Origin of the sequence: Rhodococcus sp. MS13, assembly GCF_013277835.1 — a bacterium.
Taxonomy (GTDB): Bacteria; Actinomycetota; Actinomycetes; order Mycobacteriales; family Mycobacteriaceae; genus Rhodococcus_F; species Rhodococcus_F erythropolis.
The window spans coordinates 67,215-87,182 of the sequence record NZ_VBTL01000008.1; the positions used below are offsets into that span (position 1 = coordinate 67,215).

Annotated in this window: 16 protein-coding genes; 6 read left to right on the top strand and 10 right to left on the bottom strand. The window is 63.4% G+C overall.

From position 1 onward, the window contains the following. The first annotated feature begins 192 nt into the window (after positions 1-192). The 4 genes from rsmG to FEZ59_RS16835 all read left to right on the top strand — a co-directional run bounded on the left by rsmG (position 193) and on the right by FEZ59_RS16835 (position 3,937). The gene (gene rsmG, locus FEZ59_RS16820; RefSeq protein WP_019746204.1) at positions 193-873 is read left to right on the top strand and encodes a 16S rRNA (guanine(527)-N(7))-methyltransferase RsmG; all 681 of its coding nucleotides are present in this window, start codon (positions 193-195) and stop codon (positions 871-873) included. Positions 874-954: 81 nt separating this feature from the next. Beyond that, positions 955-1,956, top strand: a complete 1,002-nt coding sequence (locus FEZ59_RS16825) for a ParA family protein (RefSeq protein WP_003942510.1) — start codon at positions 955-957, stop codon at positions 1,954-1,956. A gap of 1 nt (position 1,957) precedes the next feature. Then, positions 1,958-2,998 (top strand): ParB/RepB/Spo0J family partition protein, encoded by a 1,041-nt coding sequence (locus FEZ59_RS16830; protein WP_019746202.1) that lies wholly within the window; start codon positions 1,958-1,960, stop codon positions 2,996-2,998. A 255-nt stretch (positions 2,999-3,253) separates the two neighbouring features. Then, the gene (locus FEZ59_RS16835) at positions 3,254-3,937 is read left to right on the top strand and encodes a hypothetical protein (RefSeq protein WP_007729135.1); all 684 of its coding nucleotides are present in this window, start codon (positions 3,254-3,256) and stop codon (positions 3,935-3,937) included. A gap of 20 nt (positions 3,938-3,957) precedes the next feature. Here the strand turns inward: FEZ59_RS16835 and FEZ59_RS16840 are convergent, their stop codons facing one another. The 4 genes from FEZ59_RS16840 to nox form a co-directional block, all read right to left on the bottom strand. Continuing rightward, positions 3,958-5,148, bottom strand: coding sequence for an N-acetylmuramoyl-L-alanine amidase (locus tag FEZ59_RS16840; RefSeq protein ID WP_020909860.1), 1,191 nt, complete (start codon positions 5,146-5,148; stop codon positions 3,958-3,960). Between the two features lie 128 nt (positions 5,149-5,276). Next, positions 5,277-5,600, bottom strand: coding sequence for a thioredoxin (gene trxA / locus FEZ59_RS16845; RefSeq protein WP_003942530.1), 324 nt, complete (start codon positions 5,598-5,600; stop codon positions 5,277-5,279). A 38-nt stretch (positions 5,601-5,638) separates the two neighbouring features. After that, a complete protein-coding gene (gene trxB, locus FEZ59_RS16850; protein WP_019746199.1) occupies positions 5,639-6,646 on the bottom strand; it encodes a thioredoxin-disulfide reductase in 1,008 nt (335 codons plus the stop codon). Positions 6,647-6,777: 131 nt separating this feature from the next. Continuing rightward, positions 6,778-7,989: a 4,4'-dithiodibutanoate disulfide reductase gene (gene nox / locus FEZ59_RS16855; RefSeq protein ID WP_172932915.1), complete on the bottom strand. Its 1,212-nt coding sequence runs from the start codon at positions 7,987-7,989 to the stop codon at positions 6,778-6,780. Positions 7,990-8,087: 98 nt separating this feature from the next. On the opposite strand from nox, the gene FEZ59_RS16860 reads away from it, so the two are divergent. Next, positions 8,088-8,654 carry a TetR/AcrR family transcriptional regulator gene (locus FEZ59_RS16860; protein WP_020971485.1) on the top strand — a complete coding sequence of 189 codons (567 nt, stop codon included), beginning with the start codon at positions 8,088-8,090 and terminating at the stop codon, positions 8,652-8,654. Between the two features lie 9 nt (positions 8,655-8,663). Here the strand turns inward: FEZ59_RS16860 and FEZ59_RS16865 are convergent, their stop codons facing one another. From FEZ59_RS16865 to FEZ59_RS16885, 5 genes are all read right to left on the bottom strand, one after another. Next, entirely contained in the window at positions 8,664-9,380 is a 717-nt protein-coding gene (locus tag FEZ59_RS16865) for a hypothetical protein (protein ID WP_172932916.1), read from the bottom strand. A 53-nt stretch (positions 9,381-9,433) separates the two neighbouring features. Then, on the bottom strand, positions 9,434-10,060 hold the full coding sequence (sigM, locus tag FEZ59_RS16870; RefSeq protein WP_019746195.1) for an RNA polymerase sigma factor SigM: 627 nt from the start codon (positions 10,058-10,060) through the stop codon (positions 9,434-9,436). A gap of 82 nt (positions 10,061-10,142) precedes the next feature. Further along, positions 10,143-14,162: a murein biosynthesis integral membrane protein MurJ gene (locus FEZ59_RS16875; protein WP_172932917.1), complete on the bottom strand. Its 4,020-nt coding sequence runs from the start codon at positions 14,160-14,162 to the stop codon at positions 10,143-10,145. Continuing rightward, complete coding sequence (locus FEZ59_RS16880) at positions 14,159-16,513, bottom strand: DUF6049 family protein (protein ID WP_172932918.1); 2,355 nt, start codon at positions 16,511-16,513, stop codon at positions 14,159-14,161. The genes FEZ59_RS16875 and FEZ59_RS16880 overlap by 4 nt, the downstream gene beginning before the upstream one ends. Next, entirely contained in the window at positions 16,510-17,097 is a 588-nt protein-coding gene (locus tag FEZ59_RS16885; RefSeq protein WP_019746192.1) for an NUDIX hydrolase, read from the bottom strand. Before FEZ59_RS16885 ends, FEZ59_RS16880 begins: the two co-directional genes overlap by 4 nt. A gap of 111 nt (positions 17,098-17,208) precedes the next feature. Between FEZ59_RS16885 and FEZ59_RS16890 the strand changes: the two genes are divergently transcribed. Continuing rightward, positions 17,209-18,660 carry a CCA tRNA nucleotidyltransferase gene (locus FEZ59_RS16890; RefSeq protein WP_172932919.1) on the top strand — a complete coding sequence of 484 codons (1,452 nt, stop codon included), beginning with the start codon at positions 17,209-17,211 and terminating at the stop codon, positions 18,658-18,660. Here FEZ59_RS16890 and FEZ59_RS16895 read toward each other — a convergent pair. Beyond that, positions 18,644-19,951 carry an MFS transporter gene (locus FEZ59_RS16895; RefSeq protein WP_020909852.1) on the bottom strand — a complete coding sequence of 436 codons (1,308 nt, stop codon included), beginning with the start codon at positions 19,949-19,951 and terminating at the stop codon, positions 18,644-18,646. The genes FEZ59_RS16890 and FEZ59_RS16895 overlap by 17 nt on opposite strands. Positions 19,952-19,968 lie beyond the last annotated feature (17 nt).

Below are 19,968 nucleotides of genomic sequence, written 5' to 3' on the forward strand. Positions count from 1 at the left end.
TGTCAGCGCGATGTTTCACGTGGAACGTGAACCCCTCCCCTCCCCCACTTGAATTTTGGGCGGAATACTTCCCAAAGAATGAACGAGTCGGCAGACTCACAGCGAGTCGGTGTGCAGAAGCGAACACATGTCGGCTCCAGAGCGGATAATGATTTCGGTCTTGATTGTTGATTTCGCGGTTTACGCGGGAGGATGTTTCACGTGGAACAGAATGGTGCGGCGTCGGTTGACTGGGACGAACAAGAGACTGCGCGCGCAGTGTTCGGTGACAGATATGAGATCGCGGAACGGTACTACCAATCCCTTGCAACGGATGGTGTCGAGCGCGGGCTCATTGGTCCCCGTGAGGTTCCCCGACTGTGGGAGCGTCACCTTCTCAATTGCGCAGTGATCGGTGAACTGATCGCCGAAGGTGAGTCGGTTGTGGACGTAGGAAGCGGTGCCGGCCTACCCGGAATCCCTCTCGCGATCGCCCGCCCGGACTTGAAGGTGACTCTCGTCGAACCGTTGCTTCGACGCTCGGTGTACCTCGCGGAGTTCATCGAGTCCAACGGATTGGACGTATTGGTTGTCCGAGGGCGAGCCGAGGAATCGGGTGTTGTGAAGGAAGCGGGCGGCGCGGATGTAGTCACCTCGCGAGCTGTGGCGCCTCTCGAGAAGCTCGCACGTTGGTCCCTCCCACTCATTCACGAGCACGGCCGGATGTTGGCACTCAAGGGTTCGAGCGCCGCCGAGGAGATCGAGCGAGACCGTACGGCGCTCACCAAATTGGGCGCAGGTAAGTTGGAAATACTCGAATGTGGAGCCAAGATTCTCCGCACCCCCACCGTGGTGGTGAAGGCCGAACGTCTCCCGAAGCGTCGCCAGCGTTGATGATTTACACGCATGCAATCGAGAGCAATGTACAGATGATGAGAGCACCTAGTGATCGATTCCCAATCGAAGGAGCAGTCAATGTCGGGTCGATCTGAATCCGCCGTTTCACGTGAAACACCGAAGCAGCACACGAGCGCGGGTGCGGATCAGATCGTCAACGACGACGACAATTTCACCGCCCCCTACGCGGCGATCTCCTCGGAGGAGACTCCCATCGGGGCGGCCGCGCATCGAGCGAGCCAGGTGCTTCACCCCCATTCGGTGACGCTGCCGAAGCCGGCGTTCCGCCGCGTGATCACCATCGCGAACCAGAAGGGCGGCGTCGGTAAGACGACGACCACGGTGAACCTTGCGTCGGCGCTCGCTCTTCAAGGGCTCACTGTCCTCGTGGTCGATTTGGACCCTCAGGGCAACGCCAGCACGGCTCTGGGCGTCGTCCATACCTCGGGCACCCCCTCCAGTTACGAGTTGCTCATAGGCGAAGTGAAGGCCCCGGAGGCGATCCAGACCAGCCCGCACAGTGAGCGCCTTCTCTGCATCCCGGCAACGATCGATCTGGCGGGCGCCGAGATCGAATTGGTCTCCATGGTTGCCCGCGAGAATCGACTCAAAGGCGCGCTCAACGACAAGGTGCTCGCAGAGCTCGACGTCGACTTCGTCCTCATCGATTGCCCGCCCTCGCTAGGGCTGCTGACCGTCAACGCGATGGTTGCTGCCAAGGAAGTCCTGATCCCGATCCAGTGCGAGTACTACGCCCTCGAGGGGGTCGGTCAGTTGCTCCGCAACATCGAACTCGTCCAGGCTCATCTGAACCCGGATCTGCATGTCTCCACCGTCCTTCTGACGATGTACGACGGACGGACCAAGCTCGCCGACCAGGTCGCCGAAGAAGTACGCAAACACTTCGGTGAGGCCGTCCTGCGCGCTGTGATTCCGCGCAGCGTGAAGGTGTCCGAGGCTCCCGGATACGGAATGACAGTTCTCGATTACGACCCGGGTTCACGTGGCGCCATGAGTTACCTCGACGCCGGACGAGAACTTGCCGCCCGCTCTGCCACCACGACGACCCAGGAGCAGTGAGATGAGTCAAGCACGCAAAGGTGGATTGGGCCGCGGCTTGGCTGCTCTCATCCCCACTGGGCCGGCCACGGCACCGGGTCTGGGTTCGGCTGCAGCGGACGTCGTAATCGGCGTCGACAAGCGCAACCCCTCCCCTCCCCCACCGACGAAGGCGGCTCCGAAAACACCGAAAGCCACCAAGGCGACGGCGGCGAAGGCTCCGGTGGAAGCTGAGCCGGAGACCGAACTCGAGCCGACCGGCGCGGTCTATCTAGAGATCGAACCGAGCCTGATCGAGACGAACCCGAAGCAGCCCCGCAGCGTTTTCGACGAGGAAGCGCTCGCGGAATTGGTTCACTCGATCCGCGAATTCGGCTTGATGCAGCCGATCGTGGTCCGTCGTCACGGTGACAAGTACCAACTTGTCATGGGTGAGCGTCGCTGGCGTGCGAGCCAGGAAGCCGGCCTGGAGAAGATTCCGGCGATCATTCGTGAAACCGATGACGACTCGATGTTGCGCGACGCGCTCCTCGAGAACATCCATCGAGTGCAGTTGAACCCCCTCGAGGAGGCAGCGGCGTATCAGCAGTTGCTCGAGGAGTTCGAAGTAACCCACGAAGAATTGGCCAATCGGATCGGACGTTCGCGTCCCGTCGTGACCAACATGATTCGTCTGCTGAAGCTGCCGGTGGCGGTTCAGCGCCGCGTTGCGGCTGGAGTACTCTCGGCCGGCCATGCTCGCGCACTGCTGTCCCTCGAGGCGGGTGCCGACGCTCAGGAAGTCATGGCAGCACGCATCGTCGCCGAAGGAATGTCGGTTCGCGCGACGGAGGAAGCCGTCACTCTTGCCAACCGGGCGGACAATGAGATCGCTCCCCCGCAGAAGCGCAAGCCCATCGTGATGCCGGGTCTGCAGGATGTGGCTGAGCGGTTGTCGGACTCGTTCGACACTCGGGTGACTGTCAGTCTGGGCAAGCGGAAGGGAAAGATTGTGGTCGAATTCGGCTCGGTCGACGACCTACAACGCATCGTCGGAATGATGGAAGCGCAGAAATCGACGTAGTGAACTCGGATGCCCGTTTGGTGACGTAATGACGATGACCGGGCACACCACCTATTTTCGTCACTGTGACGAAAATAGGTGGTCCGAGCTTCTCGAAATCTTGAACCGGGACGAAAGATGTTGAACAGCAATACATTAGAGCGATCAACTCTCGCGCCACTGCCGACTCGGTACAGCTGGCCTATCCTGGAGAAGAAAAAAGCGGCGGGCGAACATCAAAACCGCTTCGGGGACCTACGGAGAGTGAGTTAGTCAGTGTCGACTCACGTCATCACCTCTCTCACGCTCGACAGCCTCGATCAACTTTCCGCCCATGCGCGTCGATGCGTGTTCTGGGAGATGGACCCGGGCGCGCTTCACGATGCCCGAGGATTCTGCGATCAGGAATTCGAGAAGGAAGCCTGGCTGTCGATGGTCATGCTCGAGTGGGGTTCGTGCGGACAGGTCGCCGTCCGCGACGGAAAGCCGCTTGGAAGTGCGTTGTACGCCCCTCCCCGCATGATCCCGCGCGCGCAACTGTTTCCGACCAGCCCGGTCAGCTCGGACGCAGTGCTTCTGACAAGCCTTCGCCTCGAGCCCTCGGGCATAGAGGAAGAACTAGGGCCAAGCCTGCTGGCCGCTGTCGTGACAGATCTGGTTCGACGCGGAGTTCGTGCGCTCGAGGCATTCGGTATCCGTAGCGACGACTTGGGACCTGCTTCCGACGTGGCCAGCGCAACGGCCGCTCTGGAATGTTCACCCGCAGAATGCATGATCAGTGCCGAGTTCCTCGAGGATTACGGTTTCGAGGTCGTGGCACCGCACCATCGCTATCCGCGGCTTCGTCTCGAACTCAATCGAGATCACGAATGGAAAGTCGACGTCGAAGAAGCCCTCGACCGTCTACTGAAGGCCGCAGCTCTCGAAATGGTGGAGATCAGCGAGCTCGCCAGAGTGTGAGCAGGTGCCGACCGCAGGACCTACGAAATGCGGTCGGCTACCGAAAGTTCTTCTGCGAGAAGCTCGGCGAAGGTGAAGGTGCCGGTCGGCTGATCGTCTTGACCCAGCAGGTACAGCCGTTTGACCGAGATCAAGATGGCTTCGGCGATGGTGTCACGCATCCGCGGATTCGTCAGTACCGCAACGTCGGACGCGTTGGACAGGTAGCCGAGATCGATCTGCACCGTCGGCATGTTGGTGAGGCGCAACAACTCCCACGTCCGACCGTGAGTTCTGCAGTCCCGCAACGGAGTTCGCGCAACGATCTCGCGCTGAACGAAACCGGTCAACACCTGCCCGATCATCGAGACCGAACCGTGCGAATTTCCGAAGTGGAAGCTCGCGACGCCGTTTGCCGAAGGGCTCGAGTTGCTGTCGCAACGCAGGGAGATCATCAGATCCGCGTCGAACGCATTGGATGTCAGTGCGCGCTCGGCCTCGGTGGGATCGGCGTTGTGCGGGCGGGAGAGGAAAGTTTCCATCCCGGTTGCGGCCATCCGCCCCTCGAGTCGCATGGCCAGATCCCAGAGGATGTCAGCTTCGGAGATGCCGTTGACGATGTTGCCCGTCGACGGGCCGCCGAGGCCGGGATCGATGACGATGCGCTTACCGCCCAGCTGCGGGCCCTTGCGCCGCACCAGTTCCTCTTCGCTGATCGCATGTGGGGAACCACCGGTGACGCGGGTTCCCAGAAGTTCCAGCGAACGGAGTGTCTGCGGTCCGCAGATACCGTCGGCTGCAATCCCGATTTCGCGCTGGAAAGACGAGAGAGACTCGTGGGTCTGTGGACCGAAGAAACCGTCGACCCGGCCTGCGTAGAAGCCCAGATCTTGCAGTTTTGCCTGCAGCGCTGCGACGTCGTCGCCGTACAGCGGCGCGGACAACTGGTAGATCAACGTACGGGCACCCAGGCGGTACGAGGCCTCACGAAGTGACCGATAGGTCGCAGGGCCCACAATGCCGTCGACAAGAAGCCCACGCTGCTGCTGGAAGGCACGAACGGCGCTGTCGAGTTGATGATCGAAGATGGCGTCGGGTGCAACCCAGTGGGCACCGTCGGCGCTTTCACGTCGAATGCCGGAAGTTCCGTGATGGAGGTATCCCAGCTTCGTCAATGTGCCCCGAATCTCGGCGACGGCCGGGCCGTGATCGCCGTGTCGGAGTCTGTGCATGCGTGAAAGCCTCTCGGATCGGTTAACGAATTCGATCGATGTGCCTGGTCGTAGACCCGATCAGGCACATCGATCGATTATCTCAGAAATTCTGTGGATTGCGAGAATCCACGATGCTCACCCAGCCGTCAGAGAACGTCTGCGAGGTCCTTGAGCAGCGCGGCCTTGCCCTTGGCGCCGACGATCGTCTTGATCGGCTTGCCGTCCTTGAACAGGATCATCGTCGGGATCGACATGACCTGGAAATCGCGCGCGGCCGCGGGGTTGGCATCGATGTCGAGCTTGGCGACGGTCAGCTTCTCGCTGTTCTCGCCGGCGATCTCCTCGAGGACCGGGGCGACCATCTTGCACGGGCCGCACCAGGTTGCCCAGAAATCGACCAGAACGGGCTTGTCGCTGCCCAGGACGTCCTGCTTGAAGGAATCGTCGGTGATGGTGACGGTATTCGACACTGTTACTCCTCGAGGGTTGGGTACGACAGCTTGGTGAATCAGGGAGCGCCGACGACGTCGACCGTGTGGCCGGCTGCGTCGAGCGTGTTGGCGGTGATGTCGCCGCGGTCGGCCAGCCAGCGTTCGGCGTCGATTGCTGCGGAGCATCCGGTGCCGGCAGCGGTGATCGCCTGACGGTACGTGTGATCGACCAGGTCACCGGCAGCGAAGACGCCGTCGACGGAGGTCGCGGTGGAACCGGGAGCGACGCGCACGTATCCGGCGTCGTCGAGATCGACCTGGCCCTTGACGAGCTCACTGCGCGGGTCGTGGCCGATGGCGACGAACATGCCGGTGATCTCGAGTGTGGAGGTCTCGCCGGTGACGGTGTCGCGCACGACGAGGCCGGTGACGCTGTTCTCACCGAGCACCTCGACGGGCTCGGCATTGGTCAGGAAGCGGATCTTCTCGTTGGCCTTGGCGCGCTCGAGCATGATCCGTGAGGCGCGGAACTCCTCGCGGCGGTGCACCAGGGTGACCGAGCGAGCGAAGCGGGTGAGGAAGGTTGCTTCTTCCATCGCGGAGTCGCCGCCGCCGACCACGACGATGTCCTGGTCACGGAAGAAGAAGCCGTCGCAGGTGGCGCAGGCGCTGACGCCGCGGCCGAGGAGGCGTTCTTCACCGGGAATGCCCAGGTAGCGGGCTGCTGCGCCCATGGCGAGGATGATCGCGTGCGCGGCGTAGGTTTCGCCGTTCGCGACGACGGTCTTGATCGGGCCGCTGAGGTCGATCTCTTCGACGTCCTCGGTGCGGATGTCGGTGTCGAAGCGCAGTGCCTGCTCGCGCATCTGTTCCATCAGATCGGGGCCCATGATTCCTTCGCGGAATCCGGGGAAGTTCTCGACCTCGGTGGTGGTCATGAGGGCGCCACCGAACTGGGTTCCCTCGAAGAGCAGGGGCTGGAGCTCAGCGCGCGCGGTGTAGACACCAGCGGTGTAGCCGGCCGGTCCGGAACCGACAATGATGACGTCATGGACCGCGGGCGTGGTTTCCAGCTGGGTGGTCATGCGAGCCTTCCAATAGTGAGTGCAGACCCTCCGCTTCTTGGAGAGCCGTACCGATCAACACCAGGATAAGGGGTGTTGTTCCCGCACTCCGCTGGAAAGTGGCTCACAGCCGGCAGCTCACAGCGCGGGACTCACTGGGCGGGGCGCGGTGCCTCCCGAACCACCAGCGCGTCCCGAACCACACAGCGCGTGCCGGTGTAGATGGTGGGCATGCACTTGTTGCAGTGGATACACAGACCCTCGTCGACGCTCTCGGCCTGAAATTTGTTGACCAGTTGTGGGTCCCTGAGCAGTGCGCGCGCCATGGCGACGAACTCGAATCCTTCATCCAGTGCGTGCTCGATGGTGTCGACGCGGTTGATGCCGCCGAGCAGGATCAGTGGCATCCTCAGCGCCTGTCGGAACTGGCGGGCGAAGGGCAGGAAGAAACCCTCCTCGAACGGGTACGTCGGAAAGATTTTGGGACCGTAGAACTTCAGCCCGTACCCGACGAGTTTGGGTTGGGAGGCGACAAACTCAGCCAGTGGGACCTCGCCGCGGAAGAAGTACATTCCGTTGAGAAGTGAACTGCCACCGGTCAATTGCATCGCGTCCAGGTGGCCGTCGGCTTCGAGGATCTGGGCGATCGGCAGGCTCTGGTCGAGCCACAGACCTTTCGGCACCCCATCGGACATGTTGAATTTCGCGGTGACCGCCACGCTGGATCCAGCGGCCACTCGCACCGCTTCGATGACTCGACGTGGATACTCGGCGCGCTTGGCGACGCTGCCACCGTATCGGTCGTGGCGCTTGTTCAGATTGGGGCTCATGAACGAGCTGAGTAGATAGTTGTGACCGAGATGGACCTCGATGGCGTCGAATCCTGCGTCCACTGCGACGCGGGCGGTCCGTTCGAAGTCGGAGACGACACCGTCGAGTTCGGCGAGCGTCGCGCCTTTGACGAGGCCCATTGCGGGCGGACTCAGCCGGGTCGACGGCGCGAGGGTCTTCGTCTTGTTGGAAAGCGTGTTGGCAACCAGTCCCGCGTGGCCGATCTGCGCCGCGGCAAGCGCGCCTTCGGCGTGGACTGCGTCGGTCAGTCTGCGCAGTCCCGGCAGTGCGCGCTCGTCCATGACAAGGGTGTCGCGGTGGACTCGTCCACCTGGTGAGACGGCGCAGTAGGCGACGGTGGTCATCGCGGCCCCGCCCCGGGCGACTTCAGCGTGGAAGTTGATCAGATCGTCCGAGACCGCTCCCCGGGGCATGACGCCCTCGAACGTTGCAGCTTTGACGATGCGGTTGCGCAAGGTCAGAGGGCCGAGACGTGCGGGTTCGAATATCGACGGTGTGGGCGCTGTGGTCATTTTCAACTTCCTGCGGCGGCCTGATCTTTACGATGCCAGTGGACTCGTAACTACGACGATATAGCGCCTACTCCCAATCTGTCCGACAATTCGACACGATGAACGCCACAGGATCAGGTCGCCCACGAGACCCACGCATCGACGACACAGTCCTCGAGGTCACCCGAGCGATGCTCCTCGAGGTCGGATGGGAGCAACTCAGCCTCCGGGCGATCGCGGCACGGGCAGGGGTCAGCCGAGCCTCGATGTCACGACGATGGCCGTCGAAGGCACATCTAGTTCTCGGATCGATCCTGGGGGCGACACCTGACCTGACACCGTTCGAGGGCACCGATCGCGACGGCTGGATCCGATGGGTGGTGGAGGGAAGTGCTCAGCTCTTCTCGCGGCCCGAGGTTCGTGCTGCGTCGCCGGGACTGCTGGCTGCGCTGCGCGACCATGACGATTTACGCAACGAATTGTGGCGCGGTTTCAGTGGGCCGAGCACGCAACTCTTCCTTCAAAATGCTGACGATCCCGAATCGGCACTGCTCGATGCCAAGGCCGTGCTGGTATTGGCGGCCGGAGCAGCGATGTTTTCAAGTCTGATAGCGGTCGAGGACGATACGGATGCGTTGCGCGGGAGAATCCTCGAGCTCCTGCTACCCGCAGCAACACCGCGCTGACCGTCGACGTCAGCCGATGTTCTTGACCGACAACGTATTCGGATTCCCGTCGCTGCAGTTGATCCCAACGGTGAGTGCAGTGATCTGACGCGGCTGCGATCCCGTCAAGAGTAGGACTATCGCCGGTGCACCGTCGATGCGAACCTCACCCGAGCCGAGCACCGGCCTGCCCTCGTCGATGCCATTGGCGCTCAGGCAGCCGGCAAGCTTGAACGGATCATCCAGCGGTCCAAGGTTTTTGGATCCGATGAGTGAAAGCAGAGACGCCGAATCCGGATCGTCGACAGCAGATGTCACCGGTATGCTTGGTTGAGCGACAACGCTTTCGGCAGGTTCGGAATCTCGGGTTCCGATCACAACGATCACGAAGGCCACCAACACTGCTGCTGCGGCACCGAGCAGCCACGCTTGTGGGCGTCGCCGGAACGGCACGACGGTTGTCTCTGCTGACAGCTCGTCCTGACCGGACTGTAAATCCAGTGCCGAATTGATTCGCTCGGCAAGCGAATTCGGAATCCGTTCATGAGAGGCCTCGCGCGAGTTCAGTGTCGCGAGTGATGCTGTGACGCTGTCGAGAGTAGTGACAAATGCCTGGGCGTCGGCGTCTGCGTGTACCAGCGGCCACAGAGCTGCACTGGTTTCGGGATCGAGAACCCCGGCGTGAAGATCCGCCAAGAGGTCCTCCGAAAACGGAGGCGACGGAACGCGAACAGACGGATCTGTCATGAACCCTCCCTCGGCAGTCGGTGTGGACGCTTACAAGATAGGACGCGGCCGGTTCACGAATGGTTCCCGCCTTCGCGAAAGTCCTCCAACTGGGCGGCGAGGCGCTTGCGCGCGCGGGCGCAGCGACTCTTCACGGTCCCTACGGGCACGCCCAACCTCTCGGCGGCCTCGGCCACCGGATACCCCTCGACATCGACGGCGACGACGGCAGCGCGCTGCTCAGGGGGCAGCGATGCCAGCGCTTGTTCGACGGTCAGGCTCATGTCCACTCCCGCCGCGTAATCGCGGTGATCACGGGGTTCCTCCGCATTCTCGGAAGACAGAGAGAACGCGGCCCGCGATTTGTTGCGTCGGATCCGGTCAAGGCACGCATTGACCACGATGGTGTGGAGCCAACTACGCACCGCCGCATCGCCGCGGAACTTCGCCGCCTTGCGGTGCGCGGAGAGCAGACCCTCCTGGAGTGCGTCTGCCGCGTCCTCGTCCGAGTAACTCGTACGCCGGGCAACGTGCCACAGATGATCCTGATGCCGGACCAGTAGTTCACGGAACGCGTGTCGATCGCCCGCGACATGAGCGGTCAACAATTCGAAATCCGTCGGCTCGAGATTTTTGTTCTCGAAACTTCTGGATTCGAAATTTCCGGCTCCGCCCCCGGTGCCCCCCCGATAACTGTGCACGGGCGGATATTAGCCCAGTCGGTAGGTTTCAGAACGGGCGATCCGTCAGCTCGCGTCGTGCGCGCGCTTGGGCCAAGGGCGATCACTTTGCAGCAGTGAATGCAATCTCCGAGATGGATGTCTGGTTTTGTCCGGATTCGGTGCTGAGCTGCGTAATCCAAACCAGGACATACTGACCCGAGCCGTCCGACGAGAGCGGAATGTCGGTCACACCGTTCTTCAGTACACCGGATCCGATTTCCTTGGTCTGATCCAGCGAAGTATTCGCAGAAGGGGCAGAACGGATTTCAACGACGGTTCCGGGCGAATCGGACGTGATCGCAATGTTTTTCAGGTTGGCCGCATCGGCGAGCGTCACCATCAGGCCGACGCCGTTCTTCAGGGACGGGAAGGGCTGGAAGTACGAGTCCGACGACCATGCGGTGGCCGGATTGCCGTCGATGGCGTTCTTCGCCGTTGCCGGCTGATCCGGCGTGCCCTGGGGCGAGAACACCGTTACGGCCGAGGCGGCTACCGGCACGGTTGCGGCCGCCGGTGCGGGGGCAGGTGAATTGTTCTCGGGCGCAGTAGCTTCGGTGGTCAAGCCGAAACTCTGCTCGCTGAGCGGGGTGTCGTTACTGCCGCCCGAGAGGAAGCTCGCTACCCACACCACAAGGAGAATCAGGACGATCACGGTGAAGACACCGAGCGCCGTCAGTGCCGCGAGCATCCGCGTCGACTTCTTCTTCTCGGCCTCGATGGCTTCGGGGTCGTTCAGTGCGTGACCCGACGCTCCCTGTTCGCGGTGGCCGAGACGAAGTGCCGGAATCATTTCCGTCTTGTCGTTGACGACGGACGCCTGATCGAGAATGTGCTGCACGGTGGCAGCAGTGCGGATTCCACTCTCCGACTGCAACGCTCGAACTGCCACGGCCGAGATGTCGAACGGAACCTCCGGACGGACGACCCGAGGTTCGACGATGTTGCCGTCGGCGCCGCGGCCGGCGGGAAGCAAACCACCGACGGGACCGGCGGACGGTTCGGCGAGCGGCCAGCGCGCCGTGATGAGCGAGTACAGCATGGCGCCGAGACCGCGGACGTCGCTGGTGGAATCGGCGTCGGCAAGCGTCGCCGGGAACGCCAGTACGGCGTCACCGTTGATGCTGATGCGAACGCGGTCCGGGTGATCGATGGACAACGCGCCGCCGGTGCGGTGGGCAGCTTCGGCAGCGGCCGCGAGGGCACGGATGGCGCGGGCTGCACCGATCGGTGACGGCGTGGTCTCGGCCATCTCACGCAGCGAGCGACCGGGAGTCCATTCGGCGACGACGATGCCACCCGAACTTCCGCGGACGACGTCGAGGACGCGAGCCAGTCCGGGCGAGTTGATTCGTCCCAGGCGCAGTGTGCGCGAGAGAACCGCCTGCGGTCCGGACTGGCTGTCGTCGTCACCGCGCTGATCGGCGTCGACGAACGTCAGGGCTACTTCACGGTCGAGCTTGACGTCGAGAGCTTCCCAGAACTGCAGTCCGCGGGTTCCGCCGTGCGGCGCGAGCAGACGGTAGCGTCCGCCGGCGACAGATGCGCCCGGGATGAGCTTGGGTCCACGGGGCATCGGTCGCTGGGCCGGTCGTGATGCGGATCCGGCGGCAGGTGTGCGAGGCGCAGCGGGCGGCGGTGTCTGAGCTGCAGCCGTCTTCTGAGGTTCGGGTGCCTTCTTGTCCGAAGCAGGCGTCTTCGACGCGGGTGTCTTCGACACGGGAGCTGAAGGTGTCTTCGACACAGGTGCCGAAGGTGTCTTCGACACACTGACCGGAGGCACCGGCGGTGCGGCCTTCTGCACCGGCGGCTGTGGCTTCTGGCCCTGCTGTGGCTTCTGGACCGGCCGCTGCGCGGGCTGCTGTGGCCTCTGACCCTGCTGTGGCTTCTGGCCGGCAGATGCGGAGGAACTCGTGGATGCAGGTGTGCCCGACGATGCCGTTGACTTCTGTTCGGACGCTTTCACGGCAGAAGTCCCGGCACTCTTGTTGCCGGAAACGTTGTCGTCGCTCACCCTCGCTCCTTCTCCATCGATAGCCCGTCCCCGAATACGCGCGGGTTGCGATCCTGTACGCCCATGACCAGGGTACGGGAGCGCACCCGGTCGTTCTTGCTCGTTTGATTCCGTTCTGATTGCAGGAATCAGCTCGGTGACGTCGTCGTCGGTGTTGTTACGTGTGTCCGGTTCGGCGCGACCTGTCAGTGAACGAATCTTGCGGGAGACCGCAACCGTTACCGACAGAACTTCCGGAACCTTCTTGAAGTAGAGAATCGTGAAGGTGATCGCGAGCATCAGGATGCCGCCGACGGCGACGCGAACCATCGAGCCGGGTCCGCCGAAACGCTCGGTGAGTTGATCGAATCCGAGGACGCGGTCGACCGCGAGCATGGTCAGCGAACCGGCCAGCGAGGCGAGTACGACGGACCAGACTGTCTTGCCCACGTTGGCCATCTGCAGGTTTCCGAGGCTGCGGTGCAGGAGGTATCCGCCGATGACGGCGCCGGTGATGTATCCGAGACCGTTGGCCGCACCGAGCAGGATCACGACCTGATCGCTGTTGGAGGCGAAGACCGGAGCGAGCGCCGAGAATGCAATTTTCACTGCAGTGATGCCGAGAACGATCCACGTCGGCGTCCAGGCTTGTTCGCGGGCGTAGAACACACGAAGTTGGATCAGGACCAGCGCGTACGGAATCAACGTGAATGCCGACCAGCTCACGGCAGTACCGAGACGTTCGGCCTGTTCGGGTCCGAAGCGGCCGTAACCGTAGAGCGCTTCACCGACCTGCGGACCCATGAAGGTCAGGAACATGATGATCGGAACCAGCGTGATCATGGTCAGACGTGTCGCGACCGACAGATCGTCCACGACGGCCGGGGTGTCGTCGGCCGCAGCGTTGCGGCTCAAGCGCGGCATGATCGCGGTCAGAACCGTCACTCCGAGCACGCCGTACGGGAGCTGCAGGAGCAACCAGGCCTGGCTGTAGATGGCAGGGCCGGCTTCGTCGGCATGTGAGGAAATCTTGGTCGCGAAGATCATGCCCATCTGGCTGATCAGGACGTACAAGACGATGGCGACGGCCATGCCGCCGAACTGGCGCAGGCGATCGTCGAGACCCCACAGCGGCTTGAGCGAGATCTTCTCGCGGCGAAGCGCGGGGATCAGGCTGGCTGCCTGCACGATGACGCCGATGGTGATTCCGATACCGAGGGTGAGCAGCTTTGCGTCGCCCATCGAAACCGGATCAAGCGAGATCTCGCCCGGAGTCAGGCGGTAGATCACGAGCACCACGAGGACGACGACGTTGTTGAGTACAGGAGCCCAGGCTCCGGGCTTGAAGATCTGCCTGGTGTTCAGAAACGCCGTGAACAGTGCCGACAGCCCGTAGAACAGGATCGCCGGCAGAAGTAGATACGACAGCGCCGTGGTCAGGTCGGTGCTGACCTTGCCGTCTTCGGACAGGAAGACGTATTTGGTGAGTACGGGCGCTGCCAGGGTCGCGAGCAGCGCGGCCATGCCCAGTAGGACGAGCGACGCCGTGAAGAGGCGTCGGACAAACGCTTCGCCGTGATCGGCGTCCTCCCGCTCGGCGCGGACCAGCACTGGGACGACGATCGCGGTCAGAACGGCGCCCAAGACGAGCTCCGCGATCATGTTCGGGATCTGGCTGGCCACGGTGAACGAACTGGCGATGGCCGGGCCGAGGACCATCAGGATCATCAACTGCTTGGCGAACCCCGTGATGCGGCTCGTCAGCGTCGCGATCGCGATGGAACCCGTCGCCGCGAGGAGGCGGGAGTTCGTCTCCTTACGATCACCGACCAGGGCGTGCGCGTCGGTATCGAACTCGTCCGACTTGGTCGCCTGCCGATCGGCGAATTCCATCTCGGCTTCGCGGTACCTGGGATAGTCGCGGATCACCGGGATGGTCATGGTGGGTGCGTCGTCGAAACGTGCGTCCGGGTTGACCGGCTGAATCGGGTAGCCGCGCTCCCACGGTGGCATCCGAGGATGCGAACGGGTCGTGGCACTCTTGCGGGTGATCGCCGAGCGGCGACCCTCCTCGGGTGGATTCCCGGTCATGAGCGTTCGTACCCTTCATCTGCTGGGTCCGGCTGACCCTTGAATCGATGCCACAGCCGTCGCCCTGCCAGGAACAGCAGCAACCCTCCCGCTGTCGCCGTCACGGCGGCCAGGGGACGACCGTACGCATTCGACCGTACGGTCACGCTGGTCGGCGTACCCAATTGGCGGCCATCTGTCGTGGTCAGCGAGAAGTTGACTTCCAGCTTGCGAGAATCGTTCATTTCCGCGGGCACAGTCAACTGTCGGCTACCTCGCGGCGGCAGCTGTTTGGGACCGATGTCACTGATCTGCATCTCGGGTGGGGCTTCCACACGCAGGTCGACGTTGATGGCGATGGGCAGCTCGTTGCGCGCCACCAGCAGGAGCGGGCTCTGCCCCGACGCGAGGGTGTAGACGCCGCCCGGCGACACCACACTGACGGCCCGGTACATCCCGTCGACGGCTTCGGTGACGTTGTCGGCGCGGATGGTCGCAGCTCGCTCCGCCCGATTGACCGATGCGGAGTCGACGTTGCGGCGATCCGCCAAGGTCATCGAGCGAAGTAGATCTTCGCGGAGCGGTGCCGTGAATCCCCGGGGGGTGAGCGAAGCCGCCGGATCGTCCACGAGCGAAGCTTCGAGCCCGTCGATACGCGGAAGTTGGGTGGTTGCGGTCTCGACGACGGACGTCTGCGGACCGTCCTGGGTGGCTCGGTCCGGGTAGTCGAGCGTGGCGGCATCAGTGGCCCCCGGTTGTCTGCCGAGTAGTGCGGGCAGGGCCTGAGGTGAGGCGAGACCGGAACGAATGAGGGTCGCGAGCATCGAGAGCACGGCGGTGGCGTCGTTGGTGTCCGCGGTCCACAGTTGCGGCGGCGCGAAGATCTGATTGCGCGGCAGAGAAGTCGGCGTCAGCGCGGCCCAGGCCATCGCTCCCAGCGCGTCCTGGCGCCGGGCGCTGCGCGATTCGATGTCGATGGTCGGCGCGGTGTCGTCGGGGATGTACGACGGGACCTGCGGCTCCGAGCCGGTGGCGGCCAAGGCTGCGGCTGCCGAGGTGTCGAACGCAAGCGCGTCGAGTGAGCCGGTTATCCGCGACGACAGTTGCGGGGCTGCCGAGTCGACGGAGGTGTCAGCCACCATCGCTGTGGTGGGATTCACGCTCAGCACCTCTGCGGTGGCCGAGTCGAGGACACCCGAATCCGGCCAGACGAAATCTCGCAGTGACGTCACGCCGAGGATGTTGTCGACGATGTCTGCCGGGCGTGCGAGCGCGGTAGCCGTCAACTCCGGATTGGCCACCGAGGTGACTGCGGCGAGATCGGCCTGGGCGAACGGAACCGCCGTAGTGCACATCGAGGAGGCGAGGGTCTTCACCCGGCCGAGCCATTGGTTGGCGGCGTCGCTGCCACGGCCTTCGTGCGACGGTCCGGTGGGATCTGACGAGTTGTCGGCCACGAGGTATCCGCGAGTCATGTTCTCGACGGTGATCAGAAGGTCGGGGTCGATTGCCAGGCAGAGCGCATCCGTGACGCGGCGATCGGTATCGCTCTCGGGCTTGGTGGCGTTCTCCACCGCATCGACCAACGCGTCCAGGCGCCCGCCGTCGGAAAGTTCGGTGGCAAGTTCGTCGTCGATCAGGCGCACGGGCTCGTTGACCGCGCCCGGGATTCCGCCGACGAGTCGTGGCGCGTCGGCCAGCGGCCACATGAGCGTGACGCCGATCGGGGCGGACGTGTCGGGGGGAACGACGGCCGTCGCCGACGAACTGGGTGTTCCGGATGTGGCGTTCGATTCGGCCGCGGCCGGCACACCGAGCACTGGGAGCAGGAAGCGTGCGTCGTCGAGTCGGGCGGCCCCGCCGTATTCGGGGGTGCCGTTCACGTTGACGAGCATCGGGTAGACGCCCGGTTCGGTGATGTCGAGAGACAACCCGGTTGTGCTCCGGAGCGGCAAGGTGAGTGTGAACTGCTTGGACTGGCCGGTGTCGAGGGTGGTGGCAACGGTGTCGAATTCGCCGACCGTGTCGAAAACAGCCTGGTCGAAATCGAGTGCTGCGCGCACGTCGGAACTGGAGTCGATCGCGGGAGCGCGTTGCAGCCTCACTCCGACGTCCTCGACGGGACGGTCACCGACGTTCTTCACCGTGCCCTTGACCACGACGTTGCGGTCGCTGGTTGTCGTCACGGTGGTCGGTGCGGTGGAGTCGATGGTCAGCTGCAGAAATTTGGCATCGTTGGTGTTTCGCGCCGGGGCGCGCTCACTGGGCTGGCTGGACGGAGCGGCCCAGGAGACGGCCGTCGTCGCGGGCCCGAAACCGACAGCGGCCATCACCAAAGCGGCCACACCGGCCCGCCGCAGAGCCATTCTCATCCGGCGTCCGGTTCCTTCGGGTGCTGTACTCGCGGGATTTCAGGTCGGTGCATTTCAGGTCGCGGCATTTCGGCGATCATCTGCGATGCAAGTTCGGCCAGCTTGCGCTCGTCGGCGTATGCGAGTCGCTTGTGCAGTTCCGTCAGCGGCACCCAGGCGACTTCGGTGACCTCGATGTCCTCGTCGGAGAGTTCACCGCCGAGAAAGCGGAGGAGATAGTGGTGCACGGTCTTGTGGACGCGTCGACCTTCGGTCACGAACCAGTAGTCGATGCTGCCCAGCGGTGCCAGGACGGTTCCCTGGATACCGGTTTCTTCTTCGACCTCACGCATTGCGGTCTGTTCGGCCGTCTCACCCTGCTCGATATGGCCCTTGGGTAGCGACCAGAGCAGGCGTCCGCGGCGGTCGGTTCGGCCGATCAGTGCAGCGCAGAGGCGTTCGGGAGGTCCGCCCCAGCCGTCGACGACCAAGCCGCCCGCAGAAGTTTCACGGACGGTTCGCATCAAAGGTTTATCGGGGTTGCCGACGGCAGGTCGACGCCGCGGGTTGCGGCGACTCCTGTTTGTTCGTTCGGCACCAGACACCTCATCGATACTAGTTGGCCTTGCAGCGTTGCCCGGTAACCCGCGCAAAGCGGTCTATCGCGTTCGTATGCGCGTTCTGCTATTTGCGCACCTTAAGTAAGCTCCTTTCACGTGACTGTCCCTACCTCCGACGCTGATCGCCGCCTACGACTGCTTGCCGACGCCACTGCAACGCTCGGCACGTTGTCCGACGTGTTGAACCCGCTCGGTGAGCGTTTTGCCGAGGCCGGTCACGAGCTGTTCCTGGTGGGTGGCAGTGTTCGCGACGCGATCCTGGGCCGCTTCAGTGGCGATCTGGACTTCACGACGGACGCCAGGCCGGAGAAGGTTCAGGCTCTGCTCAAGGGCTGGGTGGACAAGCAGTGGGACACCGGCATCGAGTTCGGGACCATCAGCGCCATCAAACACGGCCAGGAGATCGAGATCACGACCTTCCGGGCCGACGCTTACGACCGTGTCTCACGTAATCCGATAGTCGAGTACGGAACGACGTTGGCCGACGACCTGGTGCGCCGCGATTTCACCGTCAACGCGATGGCGATGAAGATCGGCGCGGACGGTTCCTACACGTTTGTCGATCCGCTGAACGGCATGGCCGCCCTGCTGGCCGGGGAACTCGATACGCCGTCGGCGCCGGAGAACTCGTTCAACGACGATCCGCTGCGGATGCTGCGCGCAGCCAGGTTCGTCTCGCAGCTTGGTTTCACGTTGAACAATCGCGTTTTCGAGGCCATCAAGGAGATGGCGTCGCAGATCGAGCGGATCACCGCCGAGCGTGTGCAGGTGGAGCTGAACAAAATGATGCTGGGCATGTACCCGGTGGACGGCATCAACATGATGGTCGACTCCGGACTGGCTGCATACGTGCTGCCCGAGGTTCCGCAGATGAAGCTCGAGATCGACGAGCATCACCAACACAAGGACGTCTACCAGCACTCCCTCACCGTGCTCCAGCAGGCGATCGATCTCGAAGAAGGCGATCCCGACCTCGTATTGCGTTGGGCTGCACTGCTTCACGACATCGGCAAGCCGGACACCAAGCGCAACGAACCGGGCGGCGGCGTCAGCTTCCACCACCACGAGGTGGTTGGCGCCAAGCTGGTGCGCAAGCGCATGCGTGCCTTGAAGTTCTCGAAGCAGATGGTCGACGACGTTTCGCAGCTCGTGTTCCTGCACTTGCGTTTTCACGGCTACGGCAAGGGACAGTGGACCGATTCGGCAGTGCGGCGGTACGTCACCGACGCGGGCGAGCTGCTCCCCCGGCTGCACAAGCTCGTCCGGGCCGACTGCACCACGCGTAACAAGCGCCGCGCCGCGCAGTTGCAGGCCACGTACGACGACATCGAAGAGCGGATTGCGCGCATCGCCGAGCAGGAAGACCTCGCTCGCGTGCGTCCGGACCTCGACGGCAACGCCATCATGGAACTGCTCAACATCCCGGCCGGCCCGCAGGTGGGCAAGGCATGGACGTTCCTCAAGGAACTACGTCTGGATCGCGGCCCGCTCGAACGTGACGAGGCCGAAGCCGAACTGCTGAAGTGGTGGGCTACCCAGCAGGGTTAGTTTCTCGTTTCTTGCGGTTGATCAGCACCGCTGACAATCCGGCGGCATAGACACCCGCGCCGGCAAGGGCCAGGCCGACGCTCTTGCCGTCGGGTGCGATCACCGTCGACGCTGCCGCGATCGCACCGATGAACGCGACGTTGAACACGGTGTCCTGCAAGGCGAATACCTGGCCACGACGGTCGTCGTCGATGTCGATCTGCATGGCCGCGTCGCCGCTGAGTTTCACGGACTGCCCGGCGATGCCGAGCAGGAAGGCGGCGATCAGCAGCGATCCCTGCGTCAGGGTGGTCACGAAGACGAGCTGGACGGCCACCGCGCACACCAGGGCGTACGTGATCGTCCGTGAGCGACCGATCCGCGGAATGAGGAACGGTGTGATCAATGCCGCGATCAGCATTCCGATGGCCGTTGCACCGACGGCGACGCCGAATCCTGCCATCCCTCCAGGTAATTGGGAGCCGTTCGAGGTGTCGCGTAGGACCAGCACCATGATGAGGGTGTTGATGCCGAAGCAGATGCGGTGCGCTCCGATCCCGATCATTGCCGTGGTGACGCCAGGCGCCTCCCAGACAGCGGTTGCCCCGGTGCGCAGTCCGGCCGTTACCGAACGGACGGCGCTGGCACGAATCACTTCGTCGGCCACTGGACCAAGTGAGCGGGCGGTGAACCTGGCCGCGGCGAGGGCTGCGATCACCGATCCCAGTGCTGCGATGGCCACGGCGGCGCCTGACGCTCGATCCCCCGCGCCGATCACGCCGATGATCGCCACCGCTGCCGAAGCACCAAGAGCGGCTACCACCGAACCAGCCGTTGTGAGAACGGAATTGGTTGCCACCAGCCACGATTGTCGGACGACCTTCGGCAGGGCTGCGGATACGCCTGCCCCGACAAAGCGGCTGACCCCGATCGCAGCAAGCGCACACGTCAACAACAGAGTGTCACCGCCGCCGGCGACCAGCAGCACCGCGGTGGTCAGGATGAAGAGCCCGCGGAGCACGCTCGCCCACAGGAGCACCAGGCGGCGGTCCCAACGATCCAGCAGAGCGCCGGCAAAGGGGCCGATCACCGAATAGGGAAGGAGCAGTACGGCAAAGCCGGCCGCTATCGCCACCGGATCGGTTTCACGTTCCGGGTTGAAGAGGATTGCGCCGCCGAGCGCGGCCTGGAACATTCCGTCGCCGAACTGGCTGGAAAAGCGGACGAGCGCCAGCCTTCCCAGGCCGGGTGATTCACGCAGGGTGTGCAGTACGCGCTGCCAGGCCTCGCGGCGGTTCGAGGCTCGGTTCATAAGCGGAAACTGTAGTG

Bases quoted from the DNA above. Each gene is read 5' to 3' on its own strand.
- rsmG (WP_019746204.1), top strand. From the start codon at position 193: ATGTTTCACGTGGAACAGAATGGTGCGGCGTCGGTTGACTGGGACGAA.
- FEZ59_RS16825 (WP_003942510.1), top strand. From the start codon at position 955: ATGTCGGGTCGATCTGAATCCGCCGTTTCACGTGAAACACCGAAGCAG.
- FEZ59_RS16830 (WP_019746202.1), top strand. From the start codon at position 1,958: ATGAGTCAAGCACGCAAAGGTGGATTGGGCCGCGGCTTGGCTGCTCTC.
- FEZ59_RS16840 (WP_020909860.1), bottom strand. From the start codon at position 5,148: ATGCACAGACTCCGACACGGCGATCACGGCCCGGCCGTCGCCGAGATT.
- trxB (WP_019746199.1), bottom strand. From the start codon at position 6,646: ATGACCACCCAGCTGGAAACCACGCCCGCGGTCCATGACGTCATCATT.
- nox (WP_172932915.1), bottom strand. From the start codon at position 7,989: ATGACCACAGCGCCCACACCGTCGATATTCGAACCCGCACGTCTCGGC.
- FEZ59_RS16860 (WP_020971485.1), top strand. From the start codon at position 8,088: ATGAACGCCACAGGATCAGGTCGCCCACGAGACCCACGCATCGACGAC.
- FEZ59_RS16865 (WP_172932916.1), bottom strand. From the start codon at position 9,380: ATGACAGATCCGTCTGTTCGCGTTCCGTCGCCTCCGTTTTCGGAGGAC.
- FEZ59_RS16875 (WP_172932917.1), bottom strand. From the start codon at position 14,162: ATGACCGGGAATCCACCCGAGGAGGGTCGCCGCTCGGCGATCACCCGC.
- FEZ59_RS16880 (WP_172932918.1), bottom strand. From the start codon at position 16,513: ATGAGAATGGCTCTGCGGCGGGCCGGTGTGGCCGCTTTGGTGATGGCC.
- FEZ59_RS16895 (WP_020909852.1), bottom strand. From the start codon at position 19,951: ATGAACCGAGCCTCGAACCGCCGCGAGGCCTGGCAGCGCGTACTGCAC.